This window comes from Serratia sp. JSRIV002 (genome assembly GCF_019968725.1).
GTDB lineage: Bacteria > Pseudomonadota > Gammaproteobacteria > Enterobacterales > Enterobacteriaceae > Chania > Chania fonticola_B.
In genome coordinates, this window is sequence record NZ_CP074146.1 from 19,708 (window position 1) to 41,885 (window position 22,178).

General features: G+C 49.9%; 29 protein-coding genes. 23 read left to right on the forward strand and 6 right to left on the reverse strand.

The window, feature by feature from the left end; all coding sequences use genetic code 11:
- Positions 1–868: 868 nt before the first annotated feature.
- The 15 genes from KGP26_RS29915 to KGP26_RS29985 all read left to right on the forward strand — a co-directional run bounded on the left by KGP26_RS29915 (position 869) and on the right by KGP26_RS29985 (position 12,345).
- Complete coding sequence (locus KGP26_RS29915; protein WP_223665844.1) at positions 869–1,900, forward strand: tyrosine-type recombinase/integrase; 1,032 nt, start codon at positions 869–871, stop codon at positions 1,898–1,900.
- Positions 1,901–1,966: 66 nt separating this feature from the next.
- A complete protein-coding gene (locus tag KGP26_RS29920; RefSeq protein ID WP_223665845.1) occupies positions 1,967–2,299 on the forward strand; it encodes a hypothetical protein in 333 nt (110 codons plus the stop codon).
- The gene (locus tag KGP26_RS29925; protein ID WP_223665846.1) at positions 2,296–3,093 is read left to right on the forward strand and encodes a hypothetical protein; all 798 of its coding nucleotides are present in this window, start codon (positions 2,296–2,298) and stop codon (positions 3,091–3,093) included. The genes KGP26_RS29920 and KGP26_RS29925 overlap by 4 nt, the downstream gene beginning before the upstream one ends.
- A 406-nt stretch (positions 3,094–3,499) precedes the next feature.
- Entirely contained in the window at positions 3,500–4,150 is a 651-nt protein-coding gene (locus tag KGP26_RS29930; RefSeq protein ID WP_223665847.1) for a hypothetical protein, read from the forward strand.
- Positions 4,147–4,485, forward strand: coding sequence for a baseplate protein (locus tag KGP26_RS29935; protein ID WP_223665848.1), 339 nt, complete (start codon positions 4,147–4,149; stop codon positions 4,483–4,485). Before KGP26_RS29930 ends, KGP26_RS29935 begins: the two co-directional genes overlap by 4 nt.
- Before the next feature lie 8 nt (positions 4,486–4,493).
- The gene (locus KGP26_RS29940; protein ID WP_223665849.1) at positions 4,494–5,705 is read left to right on the forward strand and encodes a phage tail protein; all 1,212 of its coding nucleotides are present in this window, start codon (positions 4,494–4,496) and stop codon (positions 5,703–5,705) included.
- A gap of 3 nt (positions 5,706–5,708) precedes the next feature.
- Positions 5,709–6,521 carry a phage tail protein gene (locus tag KGP26_RS29945; protein ID WP_223665850.1) on the forward strand — a complete coding sequence of 271 codons (813 nt, stop codon included), beginning with the start codon at positions 5,709–5,711 and terminating at the stop codon, positions 6,519–6,521.
- The gene (locus tag KGP26_RS29950) at positions 6,518–7,285 is read left to right on the forward strand and encodes a hypothetical protein (protein WP_223665851.1); all 768 of its coding nucleotides are present in this window, start codon (positions 6,518–6,520) and stop codon (positions 7,283–7,285) included. Before KGP26_RS29945 ends, KGP26_RS29950 begins: the two co-directional genes overlap by 4 nt.
- Position 7,286: 1 nt before the next feature.
- Entirely contained in the window at positions 7,287–8,270 is a 984-nt protein-coding gene (locus tag KGP26_RS29955; protein ID WP_223665852.1) for a hypothetical protein, read from the forward strand.
- Between the two features lie 55 nt (positions 8,271–8,325).
- Entirely contained in the window at positions 8,326–8,898 is a 573-nt protein-coding gene (locus KGP26_RS29960) for a baseplate protein (RefSeq protein WP_223665853.1), read from the forward strand.
- 143 nt (positions 8,899–9,041) lie between these two features.
- Complete coding sequence (locus KGP26_RS29965) at positions 9,042–9,971, forward strand: recombination-associated protein RdgC (RefSeq protein WP_223665854.1); 930 nt, start codon at positions 9,042–9,044, stop codon at positions 9,969–9,971.
- On the forward strand, positions 9,962–10,834 hold the full coding sequence (locus KGP26_RS29970) for a Dam family site-specific DNA-(adenine-N6)-methyltransferase (RefSeq protein ID WP_223665855.1): 873 nt from the start codon (positions 9,962–9,964) through the stop codon (positions 10,832–10,834). Before KGP26_RS29965 ends, KGP26_RS29970 begins: the two co-directional genes overlap by 10 nt.
- 21 nt (positions 10,835–10,855) lie before the next feature.
- Positions 10,856–11,122 carry a hypothetical protein gene (locus KGP26_RS29975; protein ID WP_223665856.1) on the forward strand — a complete coding sequence of 89 codons (267 nt, stop codon included), beginning with the start codon at positions 10,856–10,858 and terminating at the stop codon, positions 11,120–11,122.
- Positions 11,123–11,304: 182 nt separating this feature from the next.
- Positions 11,305–11,694 carry a DNA-binding protein gene (locus KGP26_RS29980; RefSeq protein ID WP_223665857.1) on the forward strand — a complete coding sequence of 130 codons (390 nt, stop codon included), beginning with the start codon at positions 11,305–11,307 and terminating at the stop codon, positions 11,692–11,694.
- Positions 11,695–11,865: 171 nt separating this feature from the next.
- The gene (locus KGP26_RS29985; protein ID WP_223665858.1) at positions 11,866–12,345 is read left to right on the forward strand and encodes an Hcp family type VI secretion system effector; all 480 of its coding nucleotides are present in this window, start codon (positions 11,866–11,868) and stop codon (positions 12,343–12,345) included.
- Positions 12,346–12,387: 42 nt separating this feature from the next.
- Here KGP26_RS29985 and KGP26_RS29990 read toward each other — a convergent pair whose 3' ends face one another.
- Genes KGP26_RS29990 through KGP26_RS30000 form a run of 3 tightly spaced genes read right to left on the reverse strand, consistent with a single transcriptional unit; the run spans position 12,388 to position 13,887 of the window.
- Complete coding sequence (locus tag KGP26_RS29990; protein ID WP_223665859.1) at positions 12,388–12,714, reverse strand: DUF2645 family protein; 327 nt, start codon at positions 12,712–12,714, stop codon at positions 12,388–12,390.
- Position 12,715: 1 nt separating this feature from the next.
- Positions 12,716–13,414 (reverse strand): hypothetical protein, encoded by a 699-nt coding sequence (locus KGP26_RS29995; protein ID WP_223665860.1) that lies wholly within the window; start codon positions 13,412–13,414, stop codon positions 12,716–12,718.
- A 17-nt stretch (positions 13,415–13,431) separates the two neighbouring features.
- The gene (locus KGP26_RS30000) at positions 13,432–13,887 is read right to left on the reverse strand and encodes a hypothetical protein (protein ID WP_223665861.1); all 456 of its coding nucleotides are present in this window, start codon (positions 13,885–13,887) and stop codon (positions 13,432–13,434) included.
- 132 nt (positions 13,888–14,019) lie between these two features.
- On the opposite strand from KGP26_RS30000, the gene KGP26_RS30490 reads away from it, so the two are divergent.
- The 6 genes from KGP26_RS30490 (at position 14,020) to KGP26_RS30020 (ending at position 16,645) form a co-directional block, all read left to right on the forward strand.
- Positions 14,020–14,181 carry a hypothetical protein gene (locus KGP26_RS30490; protein ID WP_371824957.1) on the forward strand — a complete coding sequence of 54 codons (162 nt, stop codon included), beginning with the start codon at positions 14,020–14,022 and terminating at the stop codon, positions 14,179–14,181.
- Positions 14,145–14,312, forward strand: coding sequence for a hypothetical protein (locus KGP26_RS30495; RefSeq protein WP_371824958.1), 168 nt, complete (start codon positions 14,145–14,147; stop codon positions 14,310–14,312). The genes KGP26_RS30490 and KGP26_RS30495 overlap by 37 nt, the downstream gene beginning before the upstream one ends.
- The gene (locus KGP26_RS30005; protein WP_223665862.1) at positions 14,309–15,001 is read left to right on the forward strand and encodes a hypothetical protein; all 693 of its coding nucleotides are present in this window, start codon (positions 14,309–14,311) and stop codon (positions 14,999–15,001) included. The genes KGP26_RS30495 and KGP26_RS30005 overlap by 4 nt, the downstream gene beginning before the upstream one ends.
- Before the next feature lie 80 nt (positions 15,002–15,081).
- Positions 15,082–15,285, forward strand: a complete 204-nt coding sequence (locus tag KGP26_RS30010) for a hypothetical protein (RefSeq protein WP_223665863.1) — start codon at positions 15,082–15,084, stop codon at positions 15,283–15,285.
- Entirely contained in the window at positions 15,285–16,070 is a 786-nt protein-coding gene (locus KGP26_RS30015) for a hypothetical protein (protein ID WP_223665864.1), read from the forward strand. Before KGP26_RS30010 ends, KGP26_RS30015 begins: the two co-directional genes overlap by 1 nt.
- On the forward strand, positions 16,067–16,645 hold the full coding sequence (locus tag KGP26_RS30020; protein WP_223665865.1) for a hypothetical protein: 579 nt from the start codon (positions 16,067–16,069) through the stop codon (positions 16,643–16,645). Before KGP26_RS30015 ends, KGP26_RS30020 begins: the two co-directional genes overlap by 4 nt.
- Positions 16,646–16,750: 105 nt before the next feature.
- Here the strand turns inward: KGP26_RS30020 and KGP26_RS30025 are convergent, their stop codons facing one another.
- Both KGP26_RS30025 and KGP26_RS30030 read right to left on the reverse strand, forming a co-directional pair.
- Complete coding sequence (locus KGP26_RS30025) at positions 16,751–17,014, reverse strand: hypothetical protein (RefSeq protein ID WP_223665866.1); 264 nt, start codon at positions 17,012–17,014, stop codon at positions 16,751–16,753.
- Positions 17,015–17,657: 643 nt separating this feature from the next.
- On the reverse strand, positions 17,658–18,560 hold the full coding sequence (locus KGP26_RS30030) for a RepB family plasmid replication initiator protein (RefSeq protein WP_371824959.1): 903 nt from the start codon (positions 18,558–18,560) through the stop codon (positions 17,658–17,660).
- Between the two features lie 749 nt (positions 18,561–19,309).
- On the opposite strand from KGP26_RS30030, the gene KGP26_RS30035 reads away from it, so the two are divergent.
- The gene (locus KGP26_RS30035; protein ID WP_223665867.1) at positions 19,310–19,567 is read left to right on the forward strand and encodes a helix-turn-helix transcriptional regulator; all 258 of its coding nucleotides are present in this window, start codon (positions 19,310–19,312) and stop codon (positions 19,565–19,567) included.
- Positions 19,568–19,591: 24 nt separating this feature from the next.
- Here KGP26_RS30035 and KGP26_RS30040 read toward each other — a convergent pair whose 3' ends face one another.
- A complete protein-coding gene (locus tag KGP26_RS30040; RefSeq protein WP_223665868.1) occupies positions 19,592–20,017 on the reverse strand; it encodes a hypothetical protein in 426 nt (141 codons plus the stop codon).
- Positions 20,018–20,174: 157 nt separating this feature from the next.
- Between KGP26_RS30040 and KGP26_RS30045 the strand changes: the two genes are divergently transcribed.
- Entirely contained in the window at positions 20,175–22,142 is a 1,968-nt protein-coding gene (locus tag KGP26_RS30045) for an Ig-like domain-containing protein (protein WP_223665869.1), read from the forward strand.
- Positions 22,143–22,178 lie beyond the last annotated feature (36 nt).

Below are 22,178 nucleotides of genomic sequence, written 5' to 3' on the forward strand. Positions count from 1 at the left end.
TACAGGGAGGGAGTCAGTCTATCGTACAGGTAGTTTTGGAGTGGCAAAGCTGTCAATGCCCCCATGGAAGGGGCTTGCGGGACAGAACAGGCTGTTAAACCGTAAGGTTAACAATGTTAACTATTGACTTACTAAGTATTTATTTGGTTCAGGATCTTTATTCTCCGGTGTGCTTCCTGCATGCAGTCACATGGAAATTCGACGCTTAATATACACATCATTTCCACAATAAAAGAAGAAGTTCCTATGGTGATGAAATTTTCACTTGCCGATTTCAGTATTTGATCGTGATCAGGAGAGGTTAAAGAACTCACGAAATTCCCTTTAAAATTATAGTCTGTTTTCATTCCGTATCATGCGTATTTTATATAGTTTTGGATCGGTGTCCATTACAAATTATATCAATCAATGGCTGTTCTTTTTAGTGCGTGTAAAGGCATCTCTTGCGTTTTCGTGCTGTTCCAAGAGTCTTGTCAAAAACAGCATTATCTCCATAGCGTGGAGCTTCGGCGCTTAACCATAGCTGTTCTTTACTCATAGCCTATAACTTTATATAATGGGAGTTATATAAAGTTATAGGCTGGTGAGGGGGAAGGGTATGGCCGTTCACTGGGCGCTTGTCGCACTGCATCAGCTTGTTCGCGAAGCCTCCATCTTTTATGAAGGACGGTAGAAACCACACCGGCCTACGTCCGAATCACTAATAGAGGTTTAGACTCGCACGGGCCACATAGCTATTTCTAAGAGAAATCCTATAAGAAGTTTGCATTCTGAATCAGCATCGCTACAGGAAATCTGCAAGGCAATCCCCTTGCGAGTGACGTATTTTTCACGTAGCGCCACCAGCACATAAATGAAGGGAAAGAACATGGAAAACCTCAGCGGCCTGAATTCACTTATCGCCCTCGACGCACAGGACGATATATCCGCACGGCTGCGCGAGCTCGTTCGTGATAAAGGGGCTTTCGCTACCAACACCTGGGAGCAGTTAATCAGCGTTATGCGAATAGTTGCAGCGTGGGCGAAAAAGGAAGGTCGAATTTTTTTCCCAATGAAAAGCACTGACCTCCGTGACTATATTTCCCACATGGAAGCAAACGGTATGGCCGTCAGCACGATCCAGGTGCATACATCAATGATTGCGATGTTACACCGTGAGGCGCAAGTGGTATCGCCTACATCTTCCTCTACAGTCAGGCGAGCTATGAGACTAACCCGCCGCTCCGCGCTTGTTGCCGGTGAACGCACTGGCCAGGCTGTACCGTTCCGGCGGGATGATCTGTTTAGCCTCGATGCACTCTGGGTTGCTTCAGATCGTGTGGCCATCATCCGCAACTTGGCTTTTCTCCATGTCGCATACAGCACTTTGCTACGTATGAGCGAGATCTCTCGCATCCGGGTTCGCGACATCGGTAGAGCTCCCGATGGTCGAATCATCCTTAACGTCGGCTATACAAAGACAGTTCTCAAAGCTGGTGGCGTAACCAAATCACTCAGTTTTCAGTCGAGCGAACGGCTCACCAGCTGGATCAACATGGCCGGGTTGGCCGACCACCCCGATGCTTTTCTCTTCTGTGGCACCCACCGAACCAACAAGGCGATCATCAATACGACCAAACCGCTTACCGCCCCATCGATGGAAAAGATCTTTTCTGACGCATGGGCAGCACTGGAGAAAAACGACGTCAAGGCCAACAAAGACCGGTATACGTGTTGGACTGGCCACAGCGCCCGTGTTGGAGCTGCACAAGACATGGCGGCCGCCGGTTACAGCGTGGCCCAAATCATGCAAGAAGGCACATGGACAAAGCCTGAAACCGTCATGGGGTACATCCGTCATATTGAGGCCCAAAAAGGGGCCATGCTGGACTTCATGGAGCACGGGAAGAAGACCAACTAACAAAAATATCGTTAAACTAATTATAAATTAGATATACAATGACAACTCGTTTTATCGGGGGGTCTTGTGTCTAAAATTCATGCATCCAAGGTCTTCATTTTGGACAACCGGCGGGTAACCCTGGCCGCCGGTATTAAGCATAAAACCCCCGTTGTTGTACTGGGCCTAGAGCTGCCAGATCACCCCGCGTTACGAGATATATCGATAGACTACACAATGCTCAGCCTCGATCGCGCCGTTGCCTTTGTTGACCAGGCAACGGATGAAACGGCCCGGCGAGGCATGCAGGATTGTGAGGCTAAATTCGCGGAGGTGCTTACTCGTCTCGCTACGGCGTTCGATGGCTCAAACCACCCTAACATTCCCTCGCGCTCTAACTTATTCAAGGATCACGAATGAAATACCGCTTAACAGATGACCTAAGCTTGACCACTGACACTGATCGTAATCTCGATATCGTTGAGGCCTCCAATGCGCTTGCACTGATTGCAGGCCTTAAGCATGACCCGGTTGCCAGCATGGGGCCAGCTAACGTGTTTGTTTCAGCAGACGGTTCTCGTACCTGGATCCGTAAACACCCAACAGACGACAGCGCCCCAGATTTCTCCGCATATGAAACCATGCCCGAATTACGGCCGTTCGACAATCTAGCGTTTGGTCAAAGTCTCGTTCGTTCCCTGGGCTTAGTTGTTTCCCCTCTCATTTTCAAAAATGGCGATCTTATCGGTCAGTGGTACGTTGAGCTGAATACGGGTTACGGTGCCAATGACATGGCCAAGACAGGCCTGAAAGTTGGCACTTATGAGCCGGTTTCTGAGGTTTCGGACGTATTAAACCATGCCATCTGTTTTGCCGCGCTGCGCATCGCAGGTATCGGCCGCAAGGCATACGTGTTGAAGCCCGCCGTCGAAGGCGAAAAACCGACACTCCAGTTCATGAGCGACACGACTTATCAGTGGATGCTTGAAAATACGGATATGGGGAAGGATGTTATTCCTGTTCCGGAGCTGGATGAATACGCGTTTACCGGCATTTCAGCTGAAGACGCTGTAGCTAAAATTGAGTCCATCCTGTCGGTCGAGAAAGCCCAAGACCAGGCAGATGAGCCAGAGCAGACCGAGTTGGCCACAGGCACTGCTAACGCTGAAGAATCTCCAAAGGTTGACGATGGCGGCCCGTCTAATGTCATCTAATATCTAATTGTTTTATTATTTACATACATGAAGTGACGTAAAAGCCAGGAGCGATGGCAAACTCATTCTTCAGCCGCACTTGATCTTGAAGAATACACAAGGTCTGATACAACCGGACTGGGTTCCGTCACAAGGCGACATTTTGCTGATGATTGGCTACTGTCCTTGCTTGTCTAATTTTTTTATTTACTTTTGCGCACCAGGCGGATAGTATCGATTTCGTATCTCATGTATGCCATCTCTTTGTTAGTTAGGTACCAAGCAGTCCTTGTAGCTTGAGGCGGTTCGGTTTTGGGGTTTTGCTTTTCGACACGAAACCACATTTTCAGCACGACAGCCGGATCCCCATGCAGCAGAAACCAACCGCCTTCGGGCGGTTTTTTTCTTTCTGTATGAGGTGAATTTTATGTCAGCCGCTTTACCCATCTGCGTCGCTACATTGACCGGCCCCAACGCTGTAATGCTTCGCGCCCTTTATAAAGATAACGTCCTGGTCATGGACGAACCGACTAAGTACGCTCCCACACTGACAGGCATCAACGACAATCTCGTTCCTTCGCTCCGCAAGTTCGCCAGCAGAGGCATGCTGACGATCGTCGATGAAGTCTCTGGTGACGTATCAAAAGCCACGGGAGCTAACCGTGTCCGACTTAGTGATAAACACCACACCGGCTCGCCAGTAATTTCCGTCGCTCTGGAACGCTATAACGAACTAAAACGCACTAAAGCCATAATCCTACCCACGACAAGCGGCCGGTTCGAAATCCCCCCATCGATCGTCGACGTCTCGTTTAACTCAAGTGGCGAAGCCGTCTACAACATAGCCTGGGCAGAAATCAAAGCGGAACACATCCTGACAATATTGTGTTGTTACGCCACGTTCTACCAGCCGGTGGGCAGCGCTGGCTACATCAAAAAAATGATGAGTGCCCTACATCCTAAAAATGCCGAAGTGAGCACCGGGCCGGAATGGATTACCGAGGCAGTGATCAAAAAAGACATCCGGCCGGAAACGTTGGCAGGAACACGACATGACGAGGACACGATCATCTTATGACCACTTACAACCGACTGGACGACCGCTGCATCGAAGACCCCATCATCCGGGCATACCTACACAATGAGGTGATCCGGAAATCCAATAGCCAGGACGTAGACCTATTTCGTTACGATATAAAACCCGATGAGGAATACCGCCCTGACCTGGTAGCACATCGAATCTGGGGAATTTGCGAGCTGCGCTGGTGCGTTCGGCTGCTCGCCGGTACCGTAGCGGAGTACGAGCCGCTGCCGATTGGCCAAACCCTCGCTGTTCCTTCGATCGCATGGCTGCGTGAAAGGATCCGCCATTACGTTGATACCGGTGAATTACCGGCCATCCAGGCGCTGTAGGGGGGCTGGTGGACGGTTTCAGAAAGGATGATAACGGCCGGTACATCTCAGATGGTTTATCGCCTAAACAATTTGCACGCCTCTTCGACCAGATCCAAAAGGAGCGTGCGCATTCGCGTCGGCGGATGAACGGCAGCAGGCACCTCACGCCTTCCCTGCTCAAAAATAAGCATTTAGACGACATTATTGGGCTCGGCAAAAAGAAAGACGGCACTTTCTTCACGATAGAAGACCTTAAACAGTTCGAAGCCAACCGTGGCCAGGCACGGAAGAAGTTCACAAATACCCAGCCAGGTATCACGTATGCCCAGCTCGTGGCCCACTCTCAAGCGATCGACGTCAAACGGGCAAACAACAACGTAGACGACGGATCGGGCATTTCAAATGCCAGCTTTATCGGCCTACAACACAACGTGGCCCTGATCCGTGTAGCCGCGTCTAATCGTTCAATCGACAGCAGCCACCTGGTGCAACTCCGATTCGAAGAGTGGGATGAAGCCCTGGAGAACGTCACCAATGATAGGGCCGCGCTGATGCGCCTGGTCAGAAAGCTGGTGGCCGGACGTGCTTCGATCAACTGCGACTGCGGCCGCTACATGTACTGGTACCGCTATATCGCCACGGCTGGCAACTTCACCATATCCCCGCCCAAGGAATACGTCTTCCCCAAGATCAAGAACCCTAACCTACGGGGTGTGGCGTGCAAACACATCATCCACGCATTCACCCGCATGCAGGGGGCTGGCTGGCAAACTCGGATCATTGAATCCCTCATCAAGGCCTCAAAGGGCCACCACTATGGCGACGATCGGAAGAAGACAACCGAATACTTCAGCGAGAGCGAAATTAAGCAGCTCAATCGCAACAGGAAAGGGAAAACCAACCATGCCGCGATAAAGGCCGAGTATCAGCGATACCAGAAGCGTATCGATGCGCTACAGAGCAAGCTGACTGACAAAGATAAAACCAAGATCGATAACGCTCGGAAGAAGTTGGCCAGGGCGCGCCAAGTGACGGCGCAGGAGCGCGAACGCCGGAAAGCAGCTGAAGCTAAAGCCAAGCAGCACGCCAGCGACGTCGAAGCCTACAAGCGGCAGTTGTCGGACTTATTGAAGATGCAGAAACAGCTATTCATCGACGCCCAGGTAATGGCCGGTAAAACGCCAGAAGAGGCGGCCAAGGCCTTCGAACTACACATTAAAAGCACATTAGGGAAATAAAACATGGGCCGTTATAGCCAATTTTTCGAGCCGGAAAACGAGGAAGAACTGCCGGAAAATATGCCGATTGAGATCAGGTCAGCACCGGAAGCGCCCACCAGCACGCCCGAGATCGAATCTCCGGCCTTTACCTATATTGATGGTACGAATGTCAGCGATAGCGACAACGACGGCACAGCACCGCTCGGGGAGCCGGATTCCCCGGCTACCGCAACAATCCCTCACAGTATTGCATCACGGCCAGCACCGGCGCTAAAGAGCCGATATTCAGGGCACGCGCCTTTTAACGACATGGTGCGCAGAGATTGGCAGCGGGCCATTGCCGCTGACCCTGACGCTTTTGACGCCCTACTCTACATCCCCAGCGATGCCGAACCCGTTGATTTAGACGACGATGGCCAGCCAGTCGAGCCGAGCTTCACAGAGATCGGTAATAACCAGAAAACGCTAACTTACGGTGATCCTGCGCCGGTGGCCATACTGGATTGTCCGGATGAACGTGCAGGCCTCAATGCGATGGATAACGACGGTGACCAGGATGGTGGCGTTGATGACGTCCTGTTGCTACGGATTTCCCCCCCTCTTGAGGCGATCGAAACGGGAGAAGACGACGACGGTAACCCACATCCGGCGGCCCGCGCCTTTGTGCCTGTCGGATCTATTTTGGAATGGAACGAATCGTTATCAGAGGGTAACACGGTGCGCAGCTGGTGGTATGTACACCGCATATTTACGTACGGTACCGCGTCAGTCGGATCGGTTTACTACTGTATCCCGGCGCGCAACTTTGAAGGATCTCCGGAGGCTACACAATGATGGAACAACTATTATCCCGCTTCAACGAATTGAATTTAGAACCAACCGGCGAATTTGAGGTTTCTGGCTTCCAAGCCGTTGATGGTGCCATTGCAGCCTACATCAGCCGCATGTTTGACAAAGCCAGGGTCAATACCAAATCCTTCGAAAACGCCTCCTACATACGATTTATCGGAAGCCCTGCGGCAAATCGAGTTGTCTTGGGGAAGTTTGACGATATAGTCGATTTTTTGAAATCCTTGCGGCGTTCCGATGCCTGGAAGGCCAAAACTGAAAAGCCCAAGAACCCCCAGGTACTGCCTGTGATCAACGTTTCACGCTCTTTCGATACCGCCTTCATGGGCATAGAGCACAAACGTGATACCCCTGGCCCCCTAGAGCTGGAAGTGGTCAGCGATGGGGATGACAAACCCTATTCCACGATCGGTACCACAAATGCCTCACTGACGTACTCGATCACAATACTGGCCGCAGAGAAAGAAACACTCTCTCTGCTGATTAACACTATCGGCGCTAGCTTCAGATTTGCGGGGCACCGCTCACTATCAGCTCCGATTAAGTTAGCGCTGGTTGAAACCGCGTTAGACGCAACATTTACGGATAGCCGCGACATTGCATTCAATGATATCTCGGCTCCGATCGGTGAAGAGCGTATTTTCGCAGCGCAAGCAGTCCTCACGGTATCCGCCGACGTTAAGATGGCCATGGCCGTTAACCCGAGAAAGATCCGCCATGAAGTTGTGACAGCAGTGAAAGAGGATTGATATGGCCGCACAACTGAACCAGTTTTTCCTACAGTCCGTTGTGATCGATGGTGAGGAGATCCCCAGGGAAATGGTCACGACCTCCGCTTATGCCTCACACATGAACATGCGTTCGCCGGTGCTGGAGCTGCATGTCCGTGACGTCAACAATCAACTGATGAACGAGAGGAAAATGAGGGAGGGCTCTTCCCTGGTGGCCATCATGGGGGATAGTGAGAACGGGGCTGACTGGAAAGAGGATATGGTGATCGTGTCCTGCCCCTACGGCAATGATACGGTGCGTATTGTGGCAATACCTAAGGCACTGCATAAACTCCACCAGCGGGCCGTTACCCCTCGGTTTTTTGTCGATCAGAACCCCAAAGATATGCTTAGTACACTCGCCGGGGATAGCCTTCAGCTGGTGGCCGACCCCTTCAACCGGATCACAACCTATCATCTCGGCCCACGAGCAAAGCCGTCTGAGCTCATCGAGACAATAGCCCGCGATCATGGTGCGCGAGCCTGGATTTCCCGTGGCAATCTGAACGTCAGAACACTCTCCGCACTGGAGAGGCAAAAACCCGTTGCTAAATACGAAACCAACAACCCGTCGGCTGAGAACCTCTTCACAAAAACTCGGCACTTCACCCAGGATGAGGGCTATCTCGACAAGGTTCGTTACCGATTCTCCGCATACCATGAAACCGATGGGTACATTTCTATCGGAAAGAAAGAATATCCGATCAAGATGATTTCCAATGCCAATCGGGAGGTATTGCTGAACCTGTCATTAACCATGATCCCCAAGCTCGATGTTGAATGTGAGGGCAACTCCAGCCTCTCCGTTGGAGAAAACCTCACGGTGTTAATTCAGCGCTATGACACAGAAAGCGCGCTCGATGAGTCGGTGGAAACCAGCATGACCATAATGGGGGTAACGCATTACGAAGATCGGCGCTCATACGTATGCCGGATGATATTGGGGGTAGTGAAAAGTGCCTAACAAGATCATTGGTAAACGGCGGGCAGTAATCGTCAACACAGCCCACGAACGCGGCATGATGAAGGCACAAATACGGCTCATGCACGAGTGGGACGATATGCCTGATCGTGCTCTTCCCTGGGCAGAGTACCTACTACCGATCGGGGCCGGTTTTATTCCGACGATCGCGGGCGATATGGTGTGGGTGGAATTCCCGTATGACGGCGATTCCCGTCGGCCGATGATTGTCGGCGCAGCACAAGACTGGGCTGGTGGCATCCCTAACGTGCCACCGGAAGCATCTGGCCAGGCTGGCCAATTCATCCCGCCCGATGTTCCTGATGCTCCACCAGCACCGCAGTTGAACCCTACAAAAGATGCCGTACTCAACCGCAACGGCTTGCTTGAAGTGCGATCTGCAGGAGGTGGTTTTGCGATCACCCGCACCTCTGACGGGACGACGATTGGGATGAATGAATCAGGCCAAGCGTACATGATAAGCAGCGCCGATTTGTTCCTGAACGCCGGAGGTAAAGTGACAATAGTAGCCGGTAGCCAACTGGACGTTAAAGCTGGTGGAGACATGAATTTCACCGCATCCGGGACGATCAGCTTTAAAGGGGGACAAATCGCCTTTATCAAAGGCTAGGCACTCCAGCGCACCCGGTTCACAGGTGCGCTGGCCATTCCCTTAACCATCTGTACAAATGAACAAAAACTGGCATTGCCTCTCATTAGTCACGATAATCTAATTATGGATTAGATAACCGATGACAAAATGAGGACACACCCTTGTTTACCCTGTTCAAAAATGCGGTTGTGTATTTATATCGCGAAGGCGAAATAGTGCCGGAAGACCTTAATGAGCAGCTGCAAGCATTGGCATTCACAGCATGCGGCCCTCATGACATGAGCCGCAATGGATGGAAAGCCCTGGATGGCGAAGGCCAGTACACGCTAAAAGTTAATAATCACATCCTGCTTTGCATGCAAACTGAGAAGAAAATTATCCCCCCTGGCCATCTAAAAAAAGAGATAAATAGCCGGGTTAAAGTGATTGAAGAGGAGCAACACCGCAGGCTGAAGTACACAGAGCGCGCAACAATCAAAGAGGACATTCTGCAATCCTTGCTGCCTCGTGCGTTTCCCCGCAGGACAGAAACACAGATCTGGATAGACCAGGACAACAAACGGGTTATCATCGATACCGCTAGCACAAAGACCGCAGAGAACGCACTCGCGTTGTTACGCAAAACCCTTGGCTCCTTGCCAGTTGTCCCGCTCACCCCCGAGAACCCTGTCGAGCTGGTCATGACGGAATGGGTGAAAGCGGGTGAAGCCCCTGCACCACTCCACATGCCCGAAGAATGTGATGCCAAAATGGTAGACATTCTCTCCGACGGCGGCACCGCGTCATTCCGCAATGAGCCTTTGGGCAGCGAGATAATCATGTCCACTATGTCCAGTGGCAAGCTGGTAACGAACCTGAACTTGTACCACGCGACTAAGTTTCACGTTAACTTTACGATGACCGATAGCTGCATATTCAAACGTCTGAAGTTCTCCGACTTGTTCCTGGAAACCAACGACGAAATGCAGGAAGAGGACGATGCAGGATCCGACGTTCGCAAGCGAGCCGATTTCCTCCTGATGGCACAGACCGTCTCTGAAGTAATCAGCGACTCCCTTGCAGCATTCGGCGGTGAAGCCAAATGGAGATAAGCCTTACACTCGGTATCGACGTCAATAAGCGAGCTCAACTTCGGGAGAAGCCTACCCGTTCTGTGTTCAAGTGGGCCGGTGGTAAAGCTTCAATCCTTCAGACCATTGCCCTACACCTGCCCGCAGGCAAACGCCTGATTGAGCCGTTTGTCGGCGGTGGTTCGGTATTCATGAATTTTGACTATCCAGCGTACCTATGCGGCGATATCAACAATGATCTGATAACTACCTACCAAGTGATCCAATCGTCGCCTGACGAGCTGATAGAGGCTCTTATTGAGCTATTCGCCACAAAGAACACGGCTGACGGATACCTGGCAGCCCGTCACCGCTTCAACACGGAAAAAGACGACCTGGAGCTGGTGGAGCGTGCAGCTCACTTCATGTTTATCAACCGGCACGGTTACAACGGGTTAATCCGCTACAACCTTTCTGGCGGCATCAACACCAGTTACGGAAAATATAAAGCCCCATATCTGCCAGCTCAGGAAATAAAAGCATGTCACGCAGTAGCTGCTCGGTGTGAGTTTGCCCATCAAAGCTTCCAGTCCTCGATCGACTGCGCTGGCCCCGGTGATGTGATTTTCTGCGATCCGCCGTATGAGCCACTGGAGGGAAAAAAAGGCTTCACGACGTATGCCCCTGGTGGATTTAGTTTTGAGGATCAGCAGGCCTTGATGTACCACCTGGCGGCCGCCCACTTGCGAGGCGCAGCAGTAGTTATCACAAACAGCCGGGCACTGAACATCGTTGACCTGTATGCCAAGCACCGAATGACCATTCACGACCTGGAAGCCCCCCGCTCACTTAGCTGCAAAGGCGATACGCGGCAGAACGCTAGTGATTTGATAGCAACGTTATGACAATTTAGGAGGAAGGTACCCATGGAGAAAAAGAACGGTTTGGATGTCCTCGGGGAGCTGACTGGTATTTCCGGTGAGGACATGCGCAGTATAGCCACCAGCGTTAAGGCCAACTTCGATAAGCTTAACGCATGCCCCTACCATGAGTTTAAAGAAGACAACACAAGCAATCCTGCACATCGAAAACAGTACCGCTGCATTCACTGCGATGGCACCATCGATCAATCGCGGTATACCTGGCATGAAAAGGGCCGTAGAGCCAAACCTGGCTACTACCCACGGTCATGACATTCGCCATTCTACCAAGCCCACCCCCGTGGGCTTGCGTCATCATAGTGAAACACTAGCTAGTAACTCATAATTCATAATTCATAATTATGAGTTAATAATCAGAGTTCCGTCATTGCAAATCGTCTAAGGATCCTGCAATTATACGGCCATTATGCCAATGGCACTGCGCAGGAGAGACAATGCCTAATCGTATCCCGCTTGATCCCGTACTCCCCAAAGAATTCGATAACACGCCAAACGACGCACGTAGCAAAGCGCAATTAGATGCTTGGTGGGATCACCCTTACGGAGTGACACATACCTCCGGGCAAATCCACGTTCGCTGTTTAAACGGCGGCTCCTGGGATAGACCGTCATCGCTCGGTGTTGCTGACAACTATGAAGACGCCTGCCGCCTGGCTGAAGCCGAACAGGCTAAATGGGTAAGCCGGAGAGAGGAGCCCGTATTCAAAGTGGTCGGGGATGGCACTTTTGCGCTTGTACGGCCAGCACAAAGGCCTGACGCGGATGAAATCACAATTGAAACGTTCACATCACTGGAAAAAGCGCAAAAATACATGAATAGGTAGCTAGATAAAATAGAAATTTTATATGCATCAGCCTTAATAACATCATTAGTATAAATACATCCCCGTATTTATACCTTGGCCTGCTACTTGGTTATGTACAGATGGTTTTTTTTGTGACTATAATCACGATGATTGTTTTAAATAACATGCATTTATAAAAGGATTTTGTATATGGCTAATTCGATTTATGCAAGTGTAAAAGGTGAAAGGCAAGGGTTAATTTCTGGTGGATGCTCAACGTTTGCATCAATAGGCAACAAATATCAAAGTGGGCATGAAGATCAAATATTAACACTTGCTTTCGAACATGCCGTATCCAGAGAGCAAAACGTCAATCATGGGCCTATTTCATTTGTTAAACCAATAGATAAATCATCTCCTCTTTGGGGGGTTGCAATATCAAATAATGAGTGTCTTGATGTGAAGTTCGATTTTTATAGAACGTCGGCATCAGGTACTCAAGAGCTATACTACTCAGTGAGGCTAACGAAAGCTTACATCAGCAGAATTAACACTATCTATCCGCATGCCATTGACCATGCGGAAAACCAGCCTGAAGAAATGATTACTTTAAAATACCAAAGCATCACATGGGAGCACCACATTGCTGGCACTTCTGGTTATAGCATTTGGGATGAGAGAGTCATGTAATCCAAAACCGCCCTGCATATCTCTCCAGGGCGGTTTTAACATTCAATACCAAGGGCAGTCTTTGAACTTTATAATAAACAAAAATACCCATGAAACTAAAAAAGCCACAGCACTGAGATTAACAATAACCCCGCGAAATTTTCTTACCATCATGTAAATAGCAACAGGAGAGAATGCCAACAGTATTGCTATTGCCATGGTTCCCCTGTAGTCATCTACAATATAAACCCTAATTGCATCACAAACATTTTTAATTTCATCCCCATCAATATAGGACTCTTCACTTAAAGTGCTGAAAGCGAGTGATGATAACATTAGGAACCAAGTGTACATCACCATGATAATTGATGTCGGTGTTATTTTCTTCATATCATAGCCCAAGGATTTTCATTATAATATATCTTCTTTTGATTATAGTTCTTCCGTACGAACTATAATCTCTTATGGGGTCACCTTTTTCCGCATGTATTGACGCTACAAAATCCGCCCTATCTCTTTGTATTCCCCGGTTATATCTTGATGCGGCTATAATTAGCTGCTCATCTGTTATGTTTAAAGTGTCAACTATGCCGGGGTTATCATATACTATAAGATCTCTAAGGTGTTTGGCGACTACGCTTATATTAAATTCATCATCCAAGAGGCAATTAGCTAACTGTAACTGCTTGGTTGTTGTTAATCCATTGGGGTCAATGCCGAGAGTTTCCGCAGCAGCTCTTAGCTGAATTGCCAAACTCCCAACAGATGTTGCATTGGAAATTTTATTTACACTATTATTAAAAAAATCCATGAGCTGATACGCTTGAAGCACGCCAATGGCTTTCAGTCTCTCGGGGGCACCTGCCACTTCTGCTATTGCCACCCCAGCTAAAAGTAACACTGGTATTTTTTCCTGATGTGCATGCCTTATTATTCTGTCTTTATTATATTGAAGATATGCAGCTTTGTACGCCCATAACCTAGGCTCGCCTGTCACCTTAACTGGATCATCAGGAAACAATTTCCATAGAATTACGTCCCCCATATCCCATTTTGGAAAGGTTGAACCAAATTTGCAGAATCTATTCATTACAGATGTTCCTTATCCTAGTTTCTAGCATCAAACTCTTCGTCAGCCCTGCGTTGTTCGCCAGCTGTCAATGCTGGTGGAGTAGCTGCATCGATTACCCCATTAAAACGGCACTCGTATCGCTTCGCTTTGCGCTTTGGCCGGTCGTCAGCATCTAACAATTCGCTCGTTAAATACATACTGTTTTTTTCCACAGCATGCAGGTTATAAAGGCCGTATGACCCACCAGCCTGCGCATATTCAACAAATGAAATAGTGACAACATTTGCCCCGGCCTGAGTAGATTGCGAGGTCTTTACGTTATCTTCCCGTTCCCCGTTCAGCGTTACGATTGTACGGCCTTGGCCATCATGCTGTTTATAGACCAGGATGTTATGCCGATCGCATTGAAACGATATCGCCTGCTGCGCTGCGAATGCCAGGGGGGTAAATAGAGAGATAGATGCAGTTACCAGCAATGCCTTCATTTTCATAAAATCCTTTCTGATTATCGCGGCCAAAAGCCTCCTGTTTGGTCGGTATTGTACCCGCGCAATTTAGCATACAGAAGCAAAACTCAGTTCGGGTACGGTTAGTCCTCCATTGAACAATATGCAGAGGCTACCTTGTCCCAACAAACCCAACCAGCGCCATATCAGCAACGAGTTATCGATGAACGAGATCAACTGGCCGAAAAGCTAAACGCGCTTTCTAACTTTCTGAACACGGCCATTTTTCTTTCTCTCCCCCAATGCGAGCAAACCCTCTTGACCGAACTAACTTTCTGAACACGGCCATTTTTCTTTCTCTCCCCCAATGCGAGCAAACCCTCTTGACCGAACAAAAGGGAATCATGGGCGATTACCTGTCGATTCTAGAGAAGCGTATTTCTCGTTTTACTAAGGAGTGCAACCAATGACATTGACCACAGGGATCCTTTCAAACCCGTATCTCATGACGACATTAAACCCGCAACAAAAAGAAGTAGCACAAGCATTCTTCTCCCCTGGGGAAAACCGAAAAATAGTGGTCTTAACCGGCCCTACCTGCGGCATGTCGAATAAAATCACCAACATCGCAGTGGCAAATCTTATCGATAAACGCCGCACGACGATCGTCGTGAGCAACAAAGCAGGTAAGTTCGGGCCTATTGTCATTTCAGCTCTAAACCAGGTGTTACCCAAAGGTGAGCCGCTGGTGCATTCGGGCAACCTCATTTTCCAGCCACACGATGCACACCCGCGTGTCATGTTCGTAGCCCCTCACGATTTAACAAGCACGCTTATCGACACGTTAACCTCCAATCTATCGGCTCCGCCCATCGACATCATCTTCGACGGCCTAGGCGGTTTCGCTTCAAACGACCATTGGCAAAAGTTAGTTACGCCACTTAACCCAGGAACGCTACTCATCTGTGATGAACCACTGGTGCTAAACGGTGAAAAAGCACTGGTGCATGAGCTGGCCACCAGCGAGGAATACCACGTCATGCATCTCGCTACGAAGGATTCTCCGCTGTTTAAACCGAACGTCGATATCAATTCATTCCTTAAGGCTGGCGAGACTGAAAAGGACTTCCAGGCCCGATTGAAAGGGACGTTTGCCTAATGGCAGCTATATCGATCAAGGGGGCTATATGCTCCGGGCACGGGAGCTTTCCCCCGCGCCCCTGCGTTGAGGGTGATCCATTGGTCACGATCAATGGCGTGCCGGTAATGGTCGACGGCAGCGTGTTTAGCGAACACACGGACGGTAACTCGGTGCATGCGGGCGTAGCGGTTTCCACCCGGCCATGGATCACGGTCAACGGGAAAGGGGTGGTTTGCAAAGATGATCCCGTCTCCTGCGGCTCTATCGTGGCCACCGGCGATCCGCTGGTGGAGGTGTCCTAATGCTGGATAATCCTAAGCAAATTGCGGCGTTCCGTGAGCTCAATAAATCGGGGTTTACGCCATCTGCGTCCGTTTCTGCCGCTGCGGCCGCAGCCAGCCAGGCGCAGAGCAAGTCTGCCGAGCTCTTGGCCCTGATCCTGCCCGACATTACGTACCCTGCCAGTATCACGGCAGCGATTAACCAGCTCAAAGAGGTGGCCCGGCTCCTGGACGTAGCCGCAAGTGCCGGTAGTGATTTTGCTGAAGCGTTTTCCTCGTACCAATCTCCCTCGGAACTGATCACCGTCAGCATCGGCTGGGATTGTTACCTGAAGGGAGAAAACAAACCTGTTACCACGCCACCGGCACTGGTAACCGCGTTAGCAGACAAAGCTGTAGTGAAGTCGATGGCTGACGCTATTGCTAAAGTGATCCCGTCGCCAGTGGCCAACGCGATGAACGCAATTAACAAGATCCTAAACGTCCCACCGGCTGGTGGTTCTGGTTCTGGCTCTGGTTCTTCCACAGCGCCACCAGCGCCCTCGCTAAGCAACGATCTGGTCAAAACCCTCATAACTACGTGCGAAGTCATGAAAAACGCGTCTAGTGGCATCCAGGGCGCTTCTAGCGCGGTGAGCGTTTTAACCCGAGATGGCAAGTTGTCCGTTGACCAGGCGGCCAAGGCCTTCAGCAACGCAGTGGGAATATCTGTGTTGGATTCCATGGGTACCAGCTCCTCGATGCAGGGCGCGATTACAGCGATCACCCCCACCAGCGTGCTTAACGCCCTATTCGGAGGAAAATGATGTCCCCCCTACCCCTGGTTTTCAGCCTTTTAAAAACCCCGAAGATCCGCCGAGCCGCATGGATCGGTGGTGTGGCGCTTTTAGTTGTGGCCACCGCCTGGGGTGGTTATGCGGTGATAGCCAGCAAGTTTGCAGAACAGGCGTCAGCCCTCGAAAAAACCCATGATGCGCTTCGCGACGCCAAAAACCGTAACGATGCCCTGACGTCGGCCTTGGCCACGACCGCCGCCGATCGCGACGACGCAGAGAGTCGCCTGGTTGAGCTCAATAAGAAACGCGGCCAAGAAGCCGAGAAATTAGAGGAATTCAAACGTGAAAATGTTGTGCTGCAAGAAAAGCTCGCTCAAGCGATGGTCGATGATCCCTGCTCTATTCAGCCTTTGCCTGCCGCTGTTGTCCGGCTGCACCACGAAAGCATCCGTTCCTTTAACGCAAAATATCGCCCCAGACAAGCACAACAAACCCATTCTACCGGCGGAAATGTGCCTTCTACCGGAGGACTTGATCGCGCAGTACGGGCAGTACCCGGCACTATTCCTACCCAAAGTAATGGAGAGCCTGGCCAAGACGAATAACCACAACATCACCGTTAACGAGATCAACGGCGCGATCGCAACTGAGTGACAATGTAACGTAGGGGAAAGTGGTAAGCCTGTTTAAAAAACAGGCTTTAACACGCATCAGAGAGAATTGAGTTGCTGCTGGAGCTGTTGCACTACCGTCTTCTGGGCTGCAAGTGCTTTTTCTGCTTCCCATTCTGCATCTCTAAGAGCTTGTTGGTGTTGCTCGCGGCGACGTTCCTGCGCTCCGCTTCCCTCCCCACGGTGCATGTCTCTTTCAAGCTCAGATAACACCGCCTTATAGGCAGCATCATAGGCTGCCTGCAACTCTGCCAGTTTGGCCAACGCCGCATTAAGCAGCTGCTGAACTTCTTCTTTGCTCATACAAATAATCCCTTCATAAGTTAAATCAACACTGAAGCATCCTGTTAACTCGACCACCAAACTACACACTGTTACTCAGCCTGGCTACCTACTCGTTGCCTATAAATCTCAGCCGCCTGCTCAGCACCGGCCGCAGTCAAAGTTAGGTACAACCGCAGGCTATCATCACGCTCTAACGTAACAAGCCCGTTCTTGGCCATCGTTCTGCACGAAATGCTGTAGTTGTTGGGGAAAAGCTCACTAGGTCGGTTGGCGCTCACAATGTTAAACAGGCCCGTTTGACGGATCCCGCCAGTACGCCCCTTCAAGCGGAAGGCATGAAGGATAAACAGGGTATCCTTTTGAATTGCAGACAGTCTCATATGATTTTTAGGCTGGTGGATTGGCCTTAATCATATCATGTATGTTTAAGAGGGGGCTGGAAATGTGTTTATAAACGGGATGGATACTTGCTAGTGTGTTTATAAACTGGATAAATGATGTGTGCTGACGCTCAGAACGAAGAAAATGTGTTTGCTTACGGGAAGAGTTGTGGGTTTATCCCGGTACCCAGCCCCAAACCTTGCCAAATCCCACCAGCCATCCCGTAAGCAAACACATTTTGACTCTCCTCCACGAGCCAATCCAGTTTCTAAACACAAAATCACTCGTCGTCGTCCAGGCCTTCGATAGGGCTGACACCGGCAGGCAGATGGCACTTGGGGTTGCGGCCATGTATCAACACATGCCAGTCCTTGTCCCGCTTCTGAATTGAGGCATCGAGATAGCCGGTTGCGATCAGTTCTTCAACGGCCTTTTTGATAATGCGGTTCTGCTGGTTCTGCGGAGACGTAAGCACCAGGCGCTGCTTAATACGGTCAAAAGACAATGGGATCGGCTTTCGTGGGAGGCTTTCGATGAACGTGTATAGCGCTTGTGCCGTCCCTTTGTTCGCCAACTTCCTGAGTACAAACATTTGTAGGAGCACCTGGTTGTCTACCTGGTACAGCTCCCACAGCGACTCGTCGGCCGTAAGCTTGATAATGTCAGCCTTCACGTCCCAGTTCCCCTTTTGAAGCAGGCCGGTGACAGTCAGTTTGTCTTTGTTCTTTGAGGAAAGACTAATCGTGGTACCGCGCAATCTGGTCAGCGAGTCGGAGATCCTCTCACGCAGAACGCGCGTTTTCTCCTTGTCCGGGTATCCGGCAAACGTGGCGAATTCAGAGAACGGCAGCTCGATCGTGTTTGTGTCCCGGCCGTACTTCGAAAACGATAGGATGACCGCCACCCAGACCTTAAAATCAGTCTCCATCGAGAGCCTGGGCCCGCTTATGGTAATGTTTGAGTACCCTTCTGCCTGGGCTATATCAAGCTTGGATAGTTCCTCTGAGGCATCTATAGTGACGCTGTCTGTGTTCTTTCCTTTGCGCTTCAGGCTTGGTACGAATAGACCAAGTCGCATTAGCGCAACAGGCTGCACAGTGCTGTTTTTGTTGGGGGTAAGTTTTGTTTCACCTTTGGACGCAAGAACATCAAGTAGACTTAAAACATTGTTTTTCATGGTCATTAATAGGCTTCTTTGATGATCTGAGTTATGTGGACAAAAGGATCCTTTTACCAGTTTATAAACACACTTTATCCCGTTTGCAAACACATTTATCCCGTTTACAAACATGGTTATCCCGTAAGCAAACACATTTATCCAGTTTGCAAACACACAAACGTGGCTACAGGGCGCGTGGTTAGTGGCCTAAGCGGCTCCGGGATCTTTTTGGTAGTTATGGGATCATATTGGTTAATTTATTGGATCTTACACGGTGAATATGTGGATAAGTTCTACTGCATAACTCTAATTGGATGACCGGTTATCACAACGTGGTTCTTTTTTTACTCAGCTACGCTAAGCCAGGTCATAGCCACGTCAGTGACAAGCTTTACTGCCAGCGGGTACTCAGAGAATTTCAGTTCTGGATGTTCAGCAGTGAGCAGCAAGAATATTGTGAGGATACAATCGGATCTAGGGGCAACCAAATGCCTGGTAATAACTGACCAAACATCATTGCTATCCAGCTGCAATGTGGTAGCACCCGTAGCGGTGAATTCATTACCTGATAAACATTTTGCATTTCCCATAAGCGGCACCTAATCCCTACACATTCTCAACAAAAACCCAAAAAAAACGGCCGATCATTTGATCGGCCTCCCTGGAAAGATGTTGGACACAAGTTTTATTATGTTGGCGTGTTCTGTAATTCTGAACACGGTCGATATTATGCAATGTTACACATGTCGTCAACTAATTAAGACGGCAAAAACATGATCACTAAACGTCTAAAATCTGCGCGGATCAGCGCCGGATTGACCCAAGAGCAACTCGGAGTAGCAGCAGGTATTGATGAGAGCACGGCTCGCGGCCGCGTATCGTCATATGAGACAGGTGCCTATCGACCAGTTTTTGAGACTTTGTGCTTATTTGCGAAGGTTCTTAACGTACCGGAGTGCTATTTCTACATCATTGACGATCAGTTTGCTGACGACGTTTTGCAACTTTATCGCCAGCGTTCTAAGGCATAAAAGCCCCTATATGGGGCTTAGTGGTTACTCACGTTGGCTGGTGGCCATTTTCTCAAGGGGCTTTAATTTATTTTGCTGCTCTAACAGTTTCAGCATAGATACTGCTTTGCGTATACCCCGCGTAAAACTCCCCTCTCCCAAAGACTTTATGAAATCCTCTTCGGGTGGAGCAATAAACGCAGATACCGTCTTGGCGTCCTTCTGCTTTTTCCTCGCGCCCCTCCGTGGCCAGGGAATTTCATCAAAGTTGGGTACCGGCTGCGGCGTCCGTAAATCGAAGCGAAGCACTTCACCCGTAGATGACGTGATTACACAAGCTTCAGCTGTCAATAACAGATCCTTATCAGCAACCAAATCGGAAAAATTACGAAAAGCCACATCTTTTACGCCGGAGTGCTGTGGCGTACTTGTCGCTCCGTTGCGATATTCCACGAAAACTGTGTAACGCATAACTAATCTAATCCTGTATTAGTTTATTAGATTTAGTTTAACAAACATCCAGTTAGAACCCCACGAATTTATCTTTCCTTTCCAATAACTCACTTTCAGTAACATCCCAAATGTCGAGAAGTAAACCCCTGTCTGTGCATTTTGATAGGGCGAAAAAGTGTCTGATCCAAAATTATTTCATGAGCGTCAAAAAGACGTGAATAAGCGCGCTGGCCGTGTGCTGGCGTTTACGAGCAACGCACCGATCAACGCAGATATGAGCGTTGATGAGCAAGTTAACGTAATTTGCCAAACAGCAATGAAAGACCCGATGTTTGAGGGTGTCAATGAGCGTGCTGTTCGCCAGATTGCAACCACCTGGGCCGCGAGTATTAGTGACTATCGTCGTATACATGGGTGCAACCCACCAGCTGACCTGCTGGCTAACGCCCAAAATGCTTGTGAAAACCTGATCCTTGAATCAGCTCCTGACCGTGAGCGCACTGGTGACGGTGCCGCGATGTTGGAATCTGCATCAAACGACATGAGAACGTCAGAAGGCGTCATGCGCCAAGCCATTTTCATGGCCATGATCCTGCCTGCCGCCCTGGGTGCAGCCACCAGCGATATGTGTACCTTCATGCCGGTATCGCGTGACGAATCGGACTTCTATGAGGTCTATAACGTAGCTGGTTCGAAAATGGGTTCGTTCGATCGCGGTGACCAAATGGATCACCTCTCTGCTGGCATCTTCTCGCAGATGGGCCGCATTTTCATGCTGAAAGACCAAGATTCGGTCGACGGCACGGCGAAAGAATTCACGATTGCGATCAAGGAATTTGAAGGCCGCGACATGCCAGTACGCCGAAAGCGCGTTCGTGTCATCGTGAACCGCCGCATCGGCAAACACTACGATGATGGTGAATGCAGTATCAATTTCAATGAAAAAGATGCCAAAGGCAACGCCTTTACCGTAACCGGAAAGGTTGATTACTCCAAAGGTATTGTGGTGCTGAAATTCGAGGAGGCTCCTCCTGCCGGTACTCATATCGCTATGCAAGCCGAGTTGGATGTTGAAAGCGATCCAGACCTGATCCCGGTAATTAATCAGGCAATGCGCAGCTGGAAGATGAAGCCTTCACAGTACATCCTTGCCGCTGAGCACACAGTCCAGGCCATGATGGACTTGCAACGTGAATTTGGCTTGAATCTGGCCTCAATGCAGTTTACCAGTCTGACGCAATGGTGCTCGCACGAGCAGGATATGAAGCGTCTGCGCAAGCTTGCTTTCCATACTGTACATAATTACACGTACGACACGGCGCTGCCGCAAAGTCAGCAGTGGGAGCAATGGTGCCAGCTGTTCCGTGGCAAGATTACCGGCATCTCAACAGATATGCGTGACCGCACCAAAAAATACGGTATTCGCGGTGGTTTTGCTGGTGGTGATGCAGCTGGTTACATTAAGTCGCTGCCACTAAGCATGTTCCAACCTGCCCCGAATTACGTACAGACGTCCTACGTGCATTTCATCGGTATGTTGTTCGGTACAATCCGAATCTATGAAGTACCGAAACCAATTTGTCTGCAATTCGACAAAGAAGGCTATCCGTTCTCCAGCAACGATATTCTCTTCTATTCTCGCGGTGAAAACCTCAGCGAGGCCGGTATCGTCGCCGGTGATGCCGTACCTGCGATTCCATTCACCCATCCAACCACCACTGCCCTGGTTAACCGCCAAACGCTGTGGGGCTCTGCAATCAACGAGATCCACCCGCGCAACGGTGAAGACTACTTCGCTCGTTTGACCCTCGTTAACGAGAAGATCGGTGCTATCGATCCACGCACTGGGAAGTTTATTGAGAAAACCCCGGAGGCAGGCGCACCCACCGTGCCGGTGGAAAGCGTGAGCCTGGCACCAAAGTCAGTAACAGTTACCGTTGGCGAGAAGTTCAAATTGAGCCCAACGGTTCTTCCTGAAAACGCGACAAACACGGTTTTCACGCTGACTTCTAGCGATGAGGCCGTAGCTGTTGTTGATCAGAGCGGTGAAGGTGAAGCGAAAGCTGTCGGTGTTGCGAACGTCACTATGACGAGCGAGGACGGAACAAAAACCGCCGTTGCAAAAGTCACGGTGAAGGCCTAACCCCTGGATTAAGCGCCCCACCCCATTGGGGCGCTT

What these genes read in the sequence shown, in the direction of transcription:
- KGP26_RS29915 (WP_223665844.1), top strand. Translation starts at nt 869, where the DNA reads ATGGAAAACCTCAGCGGCCTGAATTCACTTATCGCCCTCGACGCACAG.
- KGP26_RS29925 (WP_223665846.1), top strand. Translation starts at nt 2,296, where the DNA reads ATGAAATACCGCTTAACAGATGACCTAAGCTTGACCACTGACACTGAT.
- KGP26_RS29930 (WP_223665847.1), top strand. Translation starts at nt 3,500, where the DNA reads ATGTCAGCCGCTTTACCCATCTGCGTCGCTACATTGACCGGCCCCAAC.
- KGP26_RS29935 (WP_223665848.1), top strand. Translation starts at nt 4,147, where the DNA reads ATGACCACTTACAACCGACTGGACGACCGCTGCATCGAAGACCCCATC.
- KGP26_RS29945 (WP_223665850.1), top strand. Translation starts at nt 5,709, where the DNA reads ATGGGCCGTTATAGCCAATTTTTCGAGCCGGAAAACGAGGAAGAACTG.
- KGP26_RS29950 (WP_223665851.1), top strand. Translation starts at nt 6,518, where the DNA reads ATGATGGAACAACTATTATCCCGCTTCAACGAATTGAATTTAGAACCA.
- KGP26_RS29955 (WP_223665852.1), top strand. Translation starts at nt 7,287, where the DNA reads ATGGCCGCACAACTGAACCAGTTTTTCCTACAGTCCGTTGTGATCGAT.
- KGP26_RS29960 (WP_223665853.1), top strand. Translation starts at nt 8,326, where the DNA reads ATGATGAAGGCACAAATACGGCTCATGCACGAGTGGGACGATATGCCT.
- KGP26_RS29970 (WP_223665855.1), top strand. Translation starts at nt 9,962, where the DNA reads ATGGAGATAAGCCTTACACTCGGTATCGACGTCAATAAGCGAGCTCAA.
- KGP26_RS29975 (WP_223665856.1), top strand. Translation starts at nt 10,856, where the DNA reads ATGGAGAAAAAGAACGGTTTGGATGTCCTCGGGGAGCTGACTGGTATT.
- KGP26_RS29980 (WP_223665857.1), top strand. Translation starts at nt 11,305, where the DNA reads ATGCCTAATCGTATCCCGCTTGATCCCGTACTCCCCAAAGAATTCGAT.
- KGP26_RS29985 (WP_223665858.1), top strand. Translation starts at nt 11,866, where the DNA reads ATGGCTAATTCGATTTATGCAAGTGTAAAAGGTGAAAGGCAAGGGTTA.
- KGP26_RS29990 (WP_223665859.1), bottom strand. Translation starts at nt 12,714, where the DNA reads ATGAAGAAAATAACACCGACATCAATTATCATGGTGATGTACACTTGG.
- KGP26_RS29995 (WP_223665860.1), bottom strand. Translation starts at nt 13,414, where the DNA reads ATGAATAGATTCTGCAAATTTGGTTCAACCTTTCCAAAATGGGATATG.
- KGP26_RS30000 (WP_223665861.1), bottom strand. Translation starts at nt 13,887, where the DNA reads ATGAAAATGAAGGCATTGCTGGTAACTGCATCTATCTCTCTATTTACC.
- KGP26_RS30495 (WP_371824958.1), top strand. Translation starts at nt 14,145, where the DNA reads ATGCGAGCAAACCCTCTTGACCGAACTAACTTTCTGAACACGGCCATT.
- KGP26_RS30005 (WP_223665862.1), top strand. Translation starts at nt 14,309, where the DNA reads ATGACATTGACCACAGGGATCCTTTCAAACCCGTATCTCATGACGACA.
- KGP26_RS30015 (WP_223665864.1), top strand. Translation starts at nt 15,285, where the DNA reads ATGCTGGATAATCCTAAGCAAATTGCGGCGTTCCGTGAGCTCAATAAA.
- KGP26_RS30020 (WP_223665865.1), top strand. Translation starts at nt 16,067, where the DNA reads ATGATGTCCCCCCTACCCCTGGTTTTCAGCCTTTTAAAAACCCCGAAG.
- KGP26_RS30025 (WP_223665866.1), bottom strand. Translation starts at nt 17,014, where the DNA reads ATGAGCAAAGAAGAAGTTCAGCAGCTGCTTAATGCGGCGTTGGCCAAA.
- KGP26_RS30030 (WP_371824959.1), bottom strand. Translation starts at nt 18,560, where the DNA reads ATGACCATGAAAAACAATGTTTTAAGTCTACTTGATGTTCTTGCGTCC.
- KGP26_RS30035 (WP_223665867.1), top strand. Translation starts at nt 19,310, where the DNA reads ATGATCACTAAACGTCTAAAATCTGCGCGGATCAGCGCCGGATTGACC.
- KGP26_RS30040 (WP_223665868.1), bottom strand. Translation starts at nt 20,017, where the DNA reads ATGCGTTACACAGTTTTCGTGGAATATCGCAACGGAGCGACAAGTACG.